Genomic DNA, 14,003 nt, shown 5'->3' with positions numbered 1-14,003 from the left:
GTCCGATGTGGGCCAACAGCCGCTGGAAGGGCAACCTGTTTGCTGATGATCTCAGCAGTAATGAATTTCTGACCGGTTACAGTCAGTATTTCAATAGTGTAGAAGGCAATACCAGTTTCTATGCTGACCCTGCCACTCACCAACTAGAGCGCTGGGCAGAGCAGTTGCCAGTGCATTTCCGGTTTGTATTTAAAATACCACGCCGTTTCAGCCATGCGCTGAACGAGCTTGACCACAGCGCATTGCAAGCCTGGTGGCACCACTTTACACCAGTTCACCGCTATATCGGCTTAATTCACTTGCAGCTGCCTGCCAGTACCGGTCCGGCGCTGCTAGGGCAATTAACCACTGTGCTAGAGCTATTAAGCAGCAAAATACCAATGGTTGTAGAAGTACGCCATCCGGCCTTTTTTGATAAAGCAGAGCATGAACTGACATTAAATCGTCTATTGCAAAAATTTGGTGTCGAACGAGTCGTGTTTGATAGCCGGGCGCTATTTTCTGTACCCGCCAGCAGCCCGGCATTGCTTGATGCGCAGGGTAAAAAACCGCGCTTACCTGTGCATGCTATTTGCCTGAGCGACCGGCCTGTGCTGCGCTTTATCGGCACCGACGATATGGATCTGAACCGCCAGTTCTACACCCCCTGGCTGGCTAAAATTAACAGCTGGCTGGCTGAGGGGAAAACCCCTTACTGCTTTTTCCATACGCCAGATAATACCCTGGCACCACAACTATGCCGCCAGTTTGCAGTCGATTTACAGCAACCCCATTCTGTGTTGGCTCCATGGCCAGGAGAGCAGCAGGCGCAGCTGGGGTTGTGGTAACTTCAGTTAATTATGTATCTCTTAATAGTGCTCAGCATTAACCCATGGCAAGGCCAAGCACAATCAGGAACGCAGTACCCAACACGATAAGAGCAGAAAACGTAGTACCAAGAATGCCAAAAATCTTTTTGCGATTTTTCTGAATAAGTGAACTAATACCCAGGCCGAAAGCAACTATTGACGCCCCTAAAAAAGCAAGTAAAAACAGGCCAACTATTACAGCATCTGCAGAGGTTTCATCAATACCACCCGGCGTAGATGCTTCCATAATGCCAGCAATAACGATAAGCACAAAAATTAAAATTCCAGCAACGATACTGGTAATAAATGACGCAATCCCGAGCCCTGAATGTTTTAACGCTTCCACTGTAACTCCCTTTTTTTATATATGCTGTTTTAAGCGCACTCTTACGTTATCTTTATTGATATAGCAAGTAATTGCCGTAGTTTGCAGCACTACGCTTCCTTACCTGTTTCAATAATATAACCAGCTAAACCGTTGGATGGCCGCAACAGCGGCCATCTGAGTTTCAATATTTCGCAGACAAAAATACCAATAAAGCCGACTTACTGACTTTCAAATGAAACTTCTTGTGTATGATTATTTTTAGGACTAATGACAACGGTACCCGCCAGTTTATCGTGCCACCCTTGCTTTTTCTTATCCCATGCTACCCAGAAAAAACCAAGTCCGAGTGGGATCGCGGCAAGATAATAGCCAATGTAGCGAACAATATACTGCTGTAAAGTCGGCTTACCGCCAGTTTTAGCATCTACAATTATTGCTGAAATTGCCATTTTTCCGGGCGTGGCTTGCTTATAAATCCAAAAAGCTAATACAGCAGCTAACGGAAATAACCAATTCATAAAAAAATCGGCAAAGCCCATAATAAATGAGTCATCATCGAAGTAATCCCAGCCATATACTGATATCAAAATTGGCAATGTGATTACTAACAAAATAAGTGTATCAATAAGACTGGCACCAACTCTTGGCCAGAATCCGGTGAATTTTTTTACATCACCCATAGTTGCAGGTACTTCACTATTCACTTCTTAATCTCCATTTTCTACTTATTATCTAATCCTGAAAAAAGCCGGTATCTGACTAAAAGGATTTAACGTTAGTGTGAAATTTAGAATATAGCCTGAGACATTAAATCAATCAGCATATTCTTGTACCCGAATGTAATTCAAGATTTTAACTATGTATACCTTTTTATTGTGGATTGTCTTACGTACATTCTCAGCTTTGGATGTTGATTTACCAGCAGTTGTCTGAGTAACAGCATGTCACAAATTAAACTGTATTAATCTTACCCAGCGTGACGGTGTTTCGGCCAGCCTGCTTACTGGCGTACAGCGCTTCGTCAGCCGCTTTAAAAGCGATCTTATGGCCGTGCTGCGCCGGAATAATCTGAACCAAGCCAATACTGATTGTCAACTCAACTTTTTTCTCTTCAATAAACTGTAACTGTGCGGCTACCTGCTGACATAAACGCTGGCCGATGACTGTTGCAGTTGACTCATCAATATCGATTAACAACGCAGCGTATTCTTCGCCACCAATTCGGCCAATGATGTCGTTACTGCGCAACTGTTTTGATAATAGCCTTGCTACTGAAGCAATAGCCCTATCACCCACTGCATGGCCAAAGGTGTCATTAACCGTTTTAAAAAAGTCGATATCGATCATCATAAAAACGGCAGGAACCGATGGGTGCTGCTGCCAGTAGCGCTCAAGCTGATTGAAAAAATGCTCGCGGTTGGCCAGGCGGGTTAAACCGTCGCGCTGCGATTTAAAGGTCAGTTGGCGTTCCAGTTTTAAAAAGCTTAACCAGGGCAACAACAAGGCAGTAACGGTGGTAAGCATAATGTGGCTCAGCAGGGTGTAAACCGATATTTCAGGTAAGCCATGAAGGTTAAGATGCTGCCAGTTATCAATAACCAGCGCAGCCTGTATCAGCATCACTGCCGCGTGCAGCACAAACACCGTTTGCAGGGTACGGGTAAATATCGGTTCGATAATAATCGATTTAAACAATAAATACGCGCACAAGCAAAATGTCAGCGCAATAGCCAGTGATACCGCCACGCTTAACGCGCCAGGCTGCTGATAACAAAGAAAAAGTGCTACTATCGCAACAACCAGTGCGCCAACAGCACATTGACGGCGACGCCGGGTATATCGAAAACGAGAAAACTGAACCAGCCCCGCGAGCACATAAACCGGCGCTAACAGCAACAAAACGTCAGCAATAAAATAGCTTAAGAGATCAGGAACAGGGTAAGCACGCAACACCACTAAACTGGCGCCTGACACAAACCACCAGCAGGAATACGACCAGAGTTTAAAGCAGCGGTCTTTTGGTTTACGCCGGTAAAGCAGGTACAGATACACCCCGACCAACAGGTTAATCACCAACGCTACCATGACAACAGTGGGTAAATGCATCTATTCCTCAATTCAGTGGCGTTCTATCAGCGGTGGCGAGCGCGGCAACCGCTAACTACGGTAGCGTAAATCAGCACTTAACGGTACAAGTTTAACGCCTCACATTAGTATTATGCTAACTTTGCTACTAAGCTTCGCGAATTGATGAAAGTTATTTAGCAGTACTCCGGTCAATGTCGGCTATATGTCATTCTCAGCAACTTCCTGCAAATGAAGTTATCACCCACAGTGAGTAACGTTATATGAAATATTTTTATTTTGCGCTATTGCTGGCGCCCACGGCCGGCTTAACTGCCAATGCCCCACCTCAGGTCTCCGCGCAACGGTTTGTTGACTTACAGCAAGGCAGCGCAAACTTTGCCGGATTTCGGCGCGCTCATGCCAAGGGTATTTGTGTTAGCGGTGAATTTCGTGCTAACGGCAAATTAGCTGATTATTCCAAGGCCAGTTTGTTTCGAAACGGCACAACACCCTTTACTGGCCGCCTGTCTATTGCAGGCAATAATCCTACCGCACCTGATTTAAAGTCGCCCGTTCGTAGCCTGGCACTAAGTTTCACTCTTAGCCGAACCGAACAATGGCGCCTCGCCATGAATACACCACCGGTGATGGCAGTCGCTGATCCACACACCTTTTATCAGCAGATAAAGGCGATTCAGGCGGGCCCGGCTGCAGTAAAACAATTCTTTACCGAGCACCCCGAGAGTAACGAGTTTCTGGCATGGGCCGGGCAGTATCAGCCAACGGGTAGCTTTGCCGCTGAAACGTATCACAGCATAAATGCCTTTTATTTGGTGAACGCCAACGGAAAACAACATGCGGTGCGCTGGGCAATGCAACCCACGGTATCAGTGGCAGCAACCGATCTGCATGGTGATGATGCCCTGCAACAGGAAATAACCGCCCGGGTTGCAGCAAAACCGGTGGTGTTTGACTGGGTGTTTACCCTGGCAGAGCCGATGGATGATGAAAATAACCCAACCAAGGCATGGCCCGATAGTCGCCAACAGATTAGCGCCGGGCAGATAGTGCTTACCGGTACCACAGCACAGCTGGAGGGGGACTGCCATGCCATTAATTTTGACCCGCTGCTGTTGCCATCCGGCATCGCTGCAACCGCCGATCCTATTTTACGGGCGCGCTCTGCAGCCTATGCAGAGTCTTATCGTCGCCGGGCAAAAGAACAATTACATGGCGCATTAGCGGGCAGCAACAATGAGTAACTCAGATCGGTTTTCACTTTCTATGCGACTGTTTCACTGGGGTATGGCTGCGCTGGTGGTTTCGATGCTGGCCGCTGGCTTACTGATGGTTACCTCACTTCAGCCCTGGCAGTATACTTTGCTAAATGCTCACAAAGCCTTTGGCGTCATTGCCATTATATTGGTGATGGCCAGGCTGATAAACCGCTTACGGCACAAGCTACCAGCGTTACCATCTGAGTTGTCTGACGGACAAAAATGGGTGGCTAAAGCATCGCACTGGCTGTTGTATGGCTTGCTGTTTGCAATGCCTCTTTCCGGTTATTTAATGCAGTATTTTGCTGGCAGGCCGGTGGCGGTTTTTGACTGGTTCAGGTTACCGGCCGCGCTGCAGGTTGATATTTATAATTACGCGCTGTTTCGTGAACTGCATGGCTGGTTAGCGATAGCACTTATCGGCGTTATAGCGCTGCATGTTGGCGCTGCACTACACCATCATTTTGTTCGCAAAGATAATGTACTTAAGAGCATGCTTTGATTGTCAGCTGCCATTAGCCGGCTGTTAATGGCCAGAACAGCGGCAACAACGCCATGGTAATAGCAAATAGCAGCAAGCTTAACGGCCCGCCCACTTTTAAATAGTCAACAAAACGATAGCCGCCAGGGCCCATTACCAGGGTGTTGGCGGCGTGCGATACCGGACTGGCCAGGCTGGTAGCCGCTATCGCGACCACCATCATCGCGCTTTGACCATTCACCCCAAGCGCACTGCTAAGCAATAAACCAATGGGCGCCATAATAAGCACCAGTGCCACGGTGGGGATTACCAGAGTACCCAGCGCCGTGACCAGATATAAGCCCGCCATGACCGCCAGCGGGCCATACTGACCTAAGCCAGATTGCACCCCATTGGCCAGCCAGGCCGCGGCCCCGGAGTGTTGCATGGCCAGCCCGAGAGGCAGCATGCCGGCAATCAGAAAAATCGAGCGCCAGTCAATAGCGGCATAGGCTTGCTCCATGCTCAAGCAACGACTGGCGATCATCAGAGTTGCCGCCAAAATAGCCGCTATGTAAACTGGTAACAGGCCGGTTACGATCAGTAGTACCATCAAGCCAATCAGGCCGGCAGCCAATGGCGCTTTGCTGGCATTAACCGGTTTTACCTGCACCGGATTCAGTACAATTAAATGCTCGCTATCGGTAAGCTTCGCCAGGCGCGAGCGCGGGCCAACAATTAACAGGGCATCCCCCGCCTGCAGTAACATGCTGCCCAGGGCCGAGCGATATGAGCGCCCTTCACGCCAAATCGCCGCTACCTCTACTTTGTAGCGTTTATCGAGTTGCAACGCATTAACACTTTGGCCAATGTATTTACTGCGCGGGTGCAACGTAGCCTCGACTAACTCTAATTTACCTTTAGCCAGTAAATCGAGGTACGGTGACATATCGTCCAACCGCTCCAGTTCTTTAAAGCCCCGTAAGATATCCAGATCTTCTTCCCGGCCCTGGATTAATAGCAAATCACCCGCTTCCAGTTTGTCATCTGAGCTGAATTGCTGAATAATTTCGCCGTGGCGAAACAAGCCAAGCAAGCGAAAGTCAAAGGCATCACCCAACCGGTTATCAGCAAAGGTGCTGTCGACCAGTGGGCTGTCAGCAGGTAAGCCCAGCACAAACAGCCGCTCTTCCAGTTTATATTGCCGTTTTACATCGTCGGCGCTTAAGGGCAGCACCGCGGTAAAAGCGTCTTGCTTTTGCATGGCATCCAGCGCAGTCCGGCTGCCCTGCACCAGAATTTTATCACCAGCGGCTAATGATAGATCGGCCAGGCGGGTACGTAACGTCTGGCCGGGCCGTTTCACCGCCAACACATTTAACTGATAGTTTTCGCGAAAACGGTGATGCTCTAATACTTCGTCTTCCAGCGGGCCATCAGCCGCCACTTCTAATTCGGCCAGACCGCTGGCTGCCAAAAGTTTTTCATGCAGCATCGGGGCTTCACGTTCAATGGTAAGTGAGTTCCAGCTGCGCAGCCGTTCGAAACGGTTAAACTTGCCCTGGGCCAGCACAATATCACCGGCTTTTAATACCGTATGGCGCGATGGCAGGGTAAAGGTTTCCTTACCTCGGGTAAGGGCAATTACCATCAGGCCAACGGTATTAATTAACCCCGACTCTTCCAGTGTCCGACCTGACAACAGTGAAGGATCAGGCAGACGTAAGGCAAATATCCGCTCCTGCAACCCGTATTGATCACTAAGATTACGGCTGCCGGCTAAGCTGGCCCGGCCAGGATCGGTAGCGGGCAGCAAATGGCGGCCAATAAAAGCAACGAAAAGGGTACCGGCAACTAAAATAGGCAAACCAATCAGCGCAAAATCAAATAACTGAAAGCCAGGCTGGTTGGTCTTTTCCAGGGCAATACTGACCAGTAAATTTGGTGGTGTACCAATTAAGGTTAATAAGCCGCCTAACATCGCGCCAAATGCCATGGGCATCAGCACTTTTGCCGGCGAGATACCACAGCGCCGAGCTGCTTCAACCGTTACCGGCAATAACAGGGCGACAACACCAATATTGCTCATAAAAGCCGATAACAAACCGGCTACCAGCATAATTACAATAATCATCCGGGTTTCACTGCTGCCCGACAAGCGAATCACCCGTCTGCCAATACTGTCAGCAATACCTGCCCGGGTCAGGCCTTCACTCATAATAAACATGGCCCACACCGTAATCACCGCCGGGTTACTAAACCCGCTGACCGCCTCAGATGGCGACACTAACCCAAACAACGCCAGGGTACACAACATTAACAGCGCTACCACATCCATCCGCAGCCACTCGGTAATAAACAGCACTAGTGCCGCCGCTAACAGCAGTAAAACGAGGGCAATTTCCAGCGTCATAATGGCCAGAACACCGTAAGCAGTGGCAAGGCAACCACCACCACTAAAATTTCAAGCGGCAATCCCAACCGCCAGTAATCACTGAATTTAAAGCCGCCCGGGCCAAGAATTAAGGTATTGTTCTGGTGGCCTATCGGCGTTAAAAACGCACAGGAAGCGCCGATAGCCACGGCCATTAAAAATGAGTCTGCATTTACACCTAAGGTCATTGCCGCGCCAATAGCGATAGGACACATCACAGCTGCTGTTGCCGCATTATTCATTAAGTCAGATAAAAACATAGTAATCACCAGCACCATACCCAGCGCCACTATGGCATTGCCCTGTGCGACATATTCCATCAGCACGCTGGCAATTAGCTCAGCGGTGCCGGTCGCCTCCATCGCGCCCGCAACCGGGATCAGTGCTGCCAATAACACGATAACCGGCCAGTCGATGCTGCTATAGACTGAGCGGGGCGGGACCGTTTTAAATATCATCGACGCCAATACCCCGAGCGCAAAAGATATCGCCGCCGGTAACAAGCCGAATGCGGCACCCGCCACGGCGAAAAACATAATAATCCCCGCCAGGGCGGCCTGTTTCTTATCCGGTATTTTCAGCTCTCTTTTTGCCAGAGGCACACAACCATAATCGCTGGCAAACTCTAAAACACTCTCGCTGGTGCCTTGCAATAGCAATAAATCCCCCGCTTGCATCCTGAAATTTCGCAGACGTGACTTAGAACGACCGCCATCGCGGGAAACAGCCAGCAAATTTAAGCTATAGCGCGAACGCAACATAATATTGGTTGCGGAGCGGCCCTGCAGGTTTGATTCGGGCCGCACTACCAGTTCCATCAGCACGATATCTTCTGCATGCTGAGATTTACTCTCCGCTGGCTTACTTTCTGCCGGCTTTTCCTCTGTTTTTGCTGCCACCACGTTACTGTCTGCCGCTTTAAGCTCTGCTGTACTATTGCTGTTATTCGTTCGCGTTTCCGTTTTTACGTTTTCACTCTCGGGCTTGGCCGGCTTCTCAACGGTTTTTGATTCTTCCAGCTCCAGCCCTAATGTCGACAGTATGGTCCCTAACGAATCAACTTCAGCTTCCAGCACCAGAATGTCACCGCTTCTGATCATTCTGCCGCCGCTGGGTGCGTTGATTTTAACGTTGTTTCTGATAAGCCCGACAATTTGCGTGCCGCTGTCATCAAACTCCTTCTCAATGTCGTACAAACGCATATCTGCTATTTTACTTTTTTCCGTTACGCGAGCTTCCGTCAGATAAGCGCCTGTTTCAAAGCCTTCGGTGCCCGCTTGTTTACGCGCGGGAACCAAACGCCACGCCAGCACGACAAAAATACAACCGGTAAGCGCCACCGCAATACCGACCGGGGTAAAATCGAACATGGCAAAACCAGCACTATTACCCTGCTGAGCCCGAAAACCCGAGACAATTAAATTGGGCGGGGTACCAATCAGGGTGGTCATGCCGCCAAGAATGGTGCCAAACGCCAGAGGCATCAACACCCGTCCCGGCGGTACCTCCAGCCGGTTTGCAACCTGCAGCGCAACCGGCATAAGCAAGGCCAGAGCACCGACGTTGTTCATAAAGCCAGAAAGCAACGCACCAATACCTACCAGTGCTGCCAGACTTAACATCAGCCCGGATTTCTTAGGCATAGCGTGACGGGCCAGCACATCGACCGCACCACTTCGCTGCAAACCAGCGCTTAATACCAGAACACAGGCCACGGTAATAACCGCAGGATGGCCAAAGCCATTAAACGCAATGGCCGGGTCAATAACCCCGCACACCACACATGCCAGCAGTGCGGCCAGCGCTATCATATCGTGGCGCCAGCGCCCCCATAAAAACATTGCAACAGTGACCAACAGGATCAAAATAATAATGCTTTGCGGCGTGGTCATAGAGGCTCTTTAAATTAGTGAAAAAAATCTGAATTAACAGCAGCAGCCTTAAGAGGAGGCGCTGTAAGCTAACGGGCCGTTACAGTCTTGGCCGGAACTTAGCCGCATCGATAATCGCCCATAAGTGGGCAATTGCAGCAAAAATGGCAGGTATAATCAGCCACCACAAGGCATAGCCTACGATACAGACCACGAAAAATACTAAAGCCGCTAAAATACGCCCCTGCACCAGTTGTCCCAGCCCCGGTATAAAAATATTACATAGTGCCGCGATAACATTGCCACCGGATCCCTGACCAGACATAGAACTCTCCTGTTTCGATTATTGTTTTAACCTGACGCGCCATTGCGCTACTCGGTCACTTGTTCAGTTATTGTTTAAGCGTAGCAATAAATTGCTGTGATTCACTTATCGCTTTATTCATATTGCGGATAAGCAGGGTGATATCCCGTTCGATACCGGCAAACTCGCTCTTTAAGGCGCCGATCGCCTGCGCATTTAAATTATGCTTTAAATACAGTGTATTGTCCCGCAAGCTATCGAGTACCGGAGCCATTGAACTTTCCGCCTGACGCATGGTGCTAAGCAGCTGCTTGTACTGGCGCTGAGTTGAATTCAGCTTTGCTTTGCTTTCCTGCTTCAGCTTTGGATTAGTATACATATCGAGTTCGTCCTGCCACTCATCAAACAATGCTTCTGCGACATCTTCAATACTGTTAATCCGTTCTGATACATTGGCAGCAGCTTCGTTACAAGCCTGGTATTGATCATTGGTCTGTTCGTATTGTTTTTGTAAGTTTCCACCATCGAATTTAATCAGGCTACTGAATTGCTCTAACGCAGATTTAAACTCCTGTTGAGCGTCTTGTTGTGCTTCCTGCGCTTTATCTACCCGATCAGCCAGTATGTCTCTTTTATGAACACCCACTTTTTCCATGGTGGAGTAGTAAGCACTCTGACAGCTCGTCAGCATAACTATCGACAATATTAATAAAAACGTACGCATAAGAATTCCTTAACGTTGATTAAGCCAGACGATTGCGCCATTGCTCAGACAATAGCAATTCATCATTAGTTTACAACATAAATACCGAAATAATGTCACAGATCAAGCTATAAGCTGGCAGCGGCCTATACTCTGTAGCGAAAATGTTTAAAAGGAATTTGTCTTGCTTAAACAGCTTTGCGGCGTAGCTCGGGTTAACTTTCTGAGCCTGACCCTGGTATGTATAGCCCTTGCTGCCGGCGCCAGCTGGCAAGCCGGCCATCTGTTATCGCCTGGCGTGCTGATGCTGGTTACTGCTATCGGATTATGCGCCCATATAAGTGTCAATGCGCTGAACGAATACCTTGATTTTAAATCCGGCCTGGATTTTCTTACCAATCGCACACCGTTTAGTGGGGGCAGTGGCACCCTGGTGACCCATCCGGGGGCCGCTCATCTTGCCCTGCTGCTGGGTATCGTCAGCATGCTGCTGGTTATTGGCGGTGGTTTATATCTGAGTTATCAGCTGAACTGGCAACCATTACTTATTGGGATACCCGGTGTACTGCTGATTTATGGCTACACCCGGCACATTAACCGCTGGCCACTTCTGTGTTTGCTGGCCCCGGGTATTGGCTTTGGTATTTTTATGACGCTGGGCAGCTACTGGGTACTTGCCGGTAATATAAGTGCTACGGCGTGGCTGCTGGCAATGATTATCACTTTGCTGGTAAGTAATTTATTACTGCTAAACCAGTTCCCGGACGCAGAGGCAGACCGTCAGGTGGGCAGACGCCATTTACCCATCGTGATTGGCCGGCGCCATAGCGCAAGTGTCTATACCCTGCTGTTATTACTCAGTTATCTGGTGTTGATTTTAGGCGTATTGAGTGGAATTTTGCCCTGGCAATGTTTACTGGCGCTGCTAAGTCTGGCGCTGGTGATAAGAATAATACCAGACCTGTTCCGCTACGCCGACAAGCCTGCGCAGCTGACTAACGTGCTTGGCTTAAATGTGATGCTATGCCATCTCTATCCGTTGTTATTAGGCACAGGGCTTATCTGGGCTGGCCAGGCTAACTAATTACTGCCATTGGCGCAACTTACTTCACTATTTAGCAGCTGAATATACTGCTCCACTTCTACTGGAATGTTAAATTCCAGTTCCGCTGGCAAACCTAACAGTGCGCGCTTGTCGCGCCATTCTGATGTTAACTTGGGATAAATTTCATCGAAGCGGGCTTGTTCTTCAGTAGACAACTCAGACTTACTTAACTGCATACGCAAAGGTAAAAGAAACTCTTGCAGTTGTGGCATAACTTCAACAGACAATGTTAAATAGGCTTGTGCATTTAACGCTACGTCTGTTTGTTGATCATGTAATATCTCTACTTGTGCAGGATTAGCCGCCAACTTTCTGTTTATGTCTTCAAGTTCAACCATATAGCTCATTGCCAGAAGCGATACAAACGCTCCTCCATAACCATTTAATGCAGCTTGCTCTGCCCAGTATCGCGCCTGTCCAAGTGCTGACCGATCAAGACGCTCAGAGACATGCTGTGTAGCAGGTTTACTAAAGTGCTGATACCGGGCATATGTTAAATACCTTTCCGCCAGCATCCGCATAGCCAACACATCCGCGGCCTGAGCTTGCTCCACTAATTGATCAATACTCAGGGTTTGGTAATAGCTGTTATCCAGTTCAGCGTCTAGTTCTTGTCTATACCAGTGCAGAAAAGCTGTTCTTCCAGAATGATTTTTGACTCGTTCAGCAATATCAACGCAGTTTTGCTCAGTGTAAGTTATTTCAACTGGCATCGATGACGACAATAAAACAGGGCTGTGCCCTCCTTCATTTTTCTTCTCCGATAGCTGCACCTTAGGTGGAGCAATAGACGTCGTGGTAATTTCGGTTACATTTTTTTTAAGCTCATAAGAAGGTTGCTTCTGCTCCGCATCAGTAAGGATATTATCAGCTGAATAACCGTACCACATCGCTACAATTACAATAACAAGCAGTACAATAAAAATGTTGCGTCGGGATTTCGCTGGCATGATGATCAGCCGGTCAGGGTTTTAGCCAGCTGCAACAACTTCGGATAGAACTCTTTGTTCTGCTGAGCTATCTGATCTTGTTCAACCAGAATATCATGCAGAATTTGTTCAGTAGTTAATGGATTAGCCAATACTACCCTAAATACTATAGTTTCCTGTCGGTCGTAATGAGCTGGCGTCAACCGGGTACGAGATACAAAGGATTTACCCTCTTCGCGCTGGCGTTTCTGAATAAACTTAGTCAGGCCATTTAGTAACTCGTTAAATTGCTGGCGCTGCTCTGTGTTGGCTATTGCCATGGCTTTTTGCACCTGGGCGGGCACATAGCGATAAGTTAGCAAACACAGTTCAGGTTCGGTGATCAGCTCAAAATCAATATTATGCTCAATTAAGGTCGCAAAATAGCGGGCTTTTTCTAACGAGCGGTTGATCAGAATTTCATAGCCATCGCGACCAATCACCTGCAGACAGGCATGCACCAGCATCGCCATACCCGGACGCGAACCTTCCAGAGTTTGGCTACCCAAATCTTTTGAGCCTTTACGAAGAATATACTCGGCATGATGCTCAATAGCATGGGCCGATGACGGATGCTTAAACACCACCATCCCGGCGCCCATCGGCACATACATTTGCTTGTGAGCGTCAATCGTCACTGAATCAGCCCGCTCGATGCCGGCCATTAAATGCCGGTATTGATCAGACAATAATGTGGCACCGCCCCAGGCGGCATCGACATGAAAATGACATTGAAACTGTTCGGCCAAATCAGCAAGATCGGCCAACGGGTCAATATTACCGGTTTCAGTGGTGCCCGCTACGCCAACAATGGCCAGCACTTTAATATTTTTTTCGTGTAAACGAACCAGTGTTTGCTGCATCTGGGCCACATCAACCTTATTGTTGGCGTCAGTTTTAACGCTAACCACATAGTCCCGGCCAATGCCAAGCACATCGGCCGCTTTACCAAGTGAGTAATGGCCGCGCTCTGAAACCACTATCGCCAGACCATCGTAGCCGTAATGCTTCAGCGCCTGAAATAAGCCCTCTTTGGCAATACCTTTAAAATCGCCATCGGCTTTTAGCAAACGGTTGCGGGCGATCCACAGCGCGGTAATATTGGCGATAGTGCCGCCCGAGCAAAAGGCGCCTAATGAATGGTTAGCACTGTGCATCCATTTTTTGTAGAAACTGTCTTTTTCACCGTAAACCAGGTGATGCATCATTCCCAGTACCTGGCGCTCCAACGGTGTAAAGGCTTTGGAGGTTTCAATTTTTACCAGGTTTTGGTTCAGCCCAACCATCATTTTTGACAGTGGCAGCACAAAATACGGCAAAGCCGATGTCATATGGCCGATAAAACTGGGTGAAGCAGTATGCACCGAATGGGCAACCAGCTTTTGCATCATGCTCTCGGCATAATCTGAGACAAACTGCGGTGACAGAGGGATTTGGTGCGCCTGAAAATCCCGCTCGATTTGCCACAGCGGTTTTTCCAGCGCGACAATACTTTCGCGCAGAAAGCCGGCCAGATTCTGGGACAGATTCTGTTCAATAATACTAAGCGTGGAATCCGGTGCCTCGGGTACGGTAAAAATACGCCAAAGCGCATCTTCAGAGGCGGCGGCCAGCCGTTTTGTCGGTTCTGTCATGCGT

General features: G+C 48.6%; 13 protein-coding genes. 4 read left to right on the top strand and 9 right to left on the bottom strand.

Features of this window, described 5'->3' with window-relative positions; all coding sequences use genetic code 11:
* The first annotated feature begins 5 nt into the window (after positions 1-5).
* Entirely contained in the window at positions 6-827 is an 822-nt protein-coding gene (locus B2Q61_RS03835; protein WP_290621458.1) for a DUF72 domain-containing protein, read from the top strand.
* A 37-nt stretch (positions 828-864) separates the two neighbouring features.
* Here the strand turns inward: B2Q61_RS03835 and B2Q61_RS03830 are convergent, their stop codons facing one another.
* The 3 genes from B2Q61_RS03830 to B2Q61_RS03820 form a co-directional block, all read right to left on the bottom strand.
* Positions 865-1,194, bottom strand: a complete 330-nt coding sequence (locus B2Q61_RS03830) for a hypothetical protein (protein ID WP_290621457.1) — start codon at positions 1,192-1,194, stop codon at positions 865-867.
* A 200-nt stretch (positions 1,195-1,394) separates the two neighbouring features.
* A complete protein-coding gene (locus B2Q61_RS03825) occupies positions 1,395-1,880 on the bottom strand; it encodes an RDD family protein (RefSeq protein WP_290614134.1) in 486 nt (161 codons plus the stop codon).
* Positions 1,881-2,127: 247 nt separating this feature from the next.
* Positions 2,128-3,282, bottom strand: a complete 1,155-nt coding sequence (locus tag B2Q61_RS03820; protein ID WP_290621456.1) for a GGDEF domain-containing protein — start codon at positions 3,280-3,282, stop codon at positions 2,128-2,130.
* A 242-nt stretch (positions 3,283-3,524) separates the two neighbouring features.
* Between B2Q61_RS03820 and B2Q61_RS03815 the strand changes: the two genes are divergently transcribed.
* Positions 3,525-4,505: a catalase family peroxidase gene (locus tag B2Q61_RS03815; RefSeq protein WP_290621455.1), complete on the top strand. Its 981-nt coding sequence runs from the start codon at positions 3,525-3,527 to the stop codon at positions 4,503-4,505.
* The gene (locus tag B2Q61_RS03810) at positions 4,498-5,022 is read left to right on the top strand and encodes a cytochrome b (protein WP_290621454.1); all 525 of its coding nucleotides are present in this window, start codon (positions 4,498-4,500) and stop codon (positions 5,020-5,022) included. The genes B2Q61_RS03815 and B2Q61_RS03810 overlap by 8 nt, the downstream gene beginning before the upstream one ends.
* Before the next feature lie 13 nt (positions 5,023-5,035).
* Here B2Q61_RS03810 and B2Q61_RS03805 read toward each other — a convergent pair whose 3' ends face one another.
* From B2Q61_RS03805 to B2Q61_RS03790, 4 genes are all read right to left on the bottom strand, one after another.
* Positions 5,036-7,393 carry an SLC13 family permease gene (locus B2Q61_RS03805; protein ID WP_290621453.1) on the bottom strand — a complete coding sequence of 786 codons (2,358 nt, stop codon included), beginning with the start codon at positions 7,391-7,393 and terminating at the stop codon, positions 5,036-5,038.
* On the bottom strand, positions 7,390-9,306 hold the full coding sequence (locus tag B2Q61_RS03800) for an SLC13 family permease (RefSeq protein ID WP_290621452.1): 1,917 nt from the start codon (positions 9,304-9,306) through the stop codon (positions 7,390-7,392). Before B2Q61_RS03800 ends, B2Q61_RS03805 begins: the two co-directional genes overlap by 4 nt.
* Before the next feature lie 79 nt (positions 9,307-9,385).
* Positions 9,386-9,610, bottom strand: coding sequence for a hypothetical protein (locus B2Q61_RS03795; protein WP_290621451.1), 225 nt, complete (start codon positions 9,608-9,610; stop codon positions 9,386-9,388).
* Between the two features lie 67 nt (positions 9,611-9,677).
* Positions 9,678-10,313, bottom strand: a complete 636-nt coding sequence (locus B2Q61_RS03790) for a DUF2959 domain-containing protein (RefSeq protein ID WP_290621450.1) — start codon at positions 10,311-10,313, stop codon at positions 9,678-9,680.
* 163 nt (positions 10,314-10,476) lie between these two features.
* Here B2Q61_RS03790 and B2Q61_RS03785 point away from each other — a divergent pair, with 163 nt between their 5' ends.
* Positions 10,477-11,376 carry a prenyltransferase gene (locus B2Q61_RS03785; protein ID WP_290621449.1) on the top strand — a complete coding sequence of 300 codons (900 nt, stop codon included), beginning with the start codon at positions 10,477-10,479 and terminating at the stop codon, positions 11,374-11,376.
* Here B2Q61_RS03785 and B2Q61_RS03780 read toward each other — a convergent pair.
* A complete protein-coding gene (locus B2Q61_RS03780; RefSeq protein WP_290621448.1) occupies positions 11,373-12,347 on the bottom strand; it encodes a hypothetical protein in 975 nt (324 codons plus the stop codon). The two genes, B2Q61_RS03785 and B2Q61_RS03780, sit on opposite strands and share 4 nt — an antisense overlap.
* Before the next feature lie 5 nt (positions 12,348-12,352).
* Positions 12,353-13,999 (bottom strand): pyridoxal-dependent aspartate 1-decarboxylase PanP, encoded by a 1,647-nt coding sequence (gene panP, locus B2Q61_RS03775; RefSeq protein ID WP_290621447.1) that lies wholly within the window; start codon positions 13,997-13,999, stop codon positions 12,353-12,355.
* Positions 14,000-14,003 lie beyond the last annotated feature (4 nt).

Source organism: Arsukibacterium sp. UBA5043 (genome assembly GCA_002415085.1).
Lineage (GTDB): Bacteria > Pseudomonadota > Gammaproteobacteria > Enterobacterales > Alteromonadaceae > Alishewanella.
The sequence above is the reverse complement of the archived record's forward strand: the minus strand, read 5'-3'. Positions and strand labels throughout refer to the sequence as shown.

Excerpts from the sequence above, each read along its gene's own strand:
- panP (WP_290621447.1), bottom strand. The coding sequence starts at position 13,999 with ATGACAGAACCGACAAAACGGCTGGCCGCCGCCTCTGAAGATGCGCTT.
- B2Q61_RS03805 (WP_290621453.1), bottom strand. The coding sequence starts at position 7,393 with ATGACGCTGGAAATTGCCCTCGTTTTACTGCTGTTAGCGGCGGCACTA.
- B2Q61_RS03810 (WP_290621454.1), top strand. The coding sequence starts at position 4,498 with ATGAGTAACTCAGATCGGTTTTCACTTTCTATGCGACTGTTTCACTGG.
- B2Q61_RS03790 (WP_290621450.1), bottom strand. The coding sequence starts at position 10,313 with ATGCGTACGTTTTTATTAATATTGTCGATAGTTATGCTGACGAGCTGT.
- B2Q61_RS03820 (WP_290621456.1), bottom strand. The coding sequence starts at position 3,282 with ATGCATTTACCCACTGTTGTCATGGTAGCGTTGGTGATTAACCTGTTG.
- B2Q61_RS03815 (WP_290621455.1), top strand. The coding sequence starts at position 3,525 with ATGAAATATTTTTATTTTGCGCTATTGCTGGCGCCCACGGCCGGCTTA.
- B2Q61_RS03800 (WP_290621452.1), bottom strand. The coding sequence starts at position 9,306 with ATGACCACGCCGCAAAGCATTATTATTTTGATCCTGTTGGTCACTGTT.
- B2Q61_RS03795 (WP_290621451.1), bottom strand. The coding sequence starts at position 9,610 with ATGTCTGGTCAGGGATCCGGTGGCAATGTTATCGCGGCACTATGTAAT.
- B2Q61_RS03835 (WP_290621458.1), top strand. The coding sequence starts at position 6 with ATGTGGGCCAACAGCCGCTGGAAGGGCAACCTGTTTGCTGATGATCTC.
- B2Q61_RS03780 (WP_290621448.1), bottom strand. The coding sequence starts at position 12,347 with ATGCCAGCGAAATCCCGACGCAACATTTTTATTGTACTGCTTGTTATT.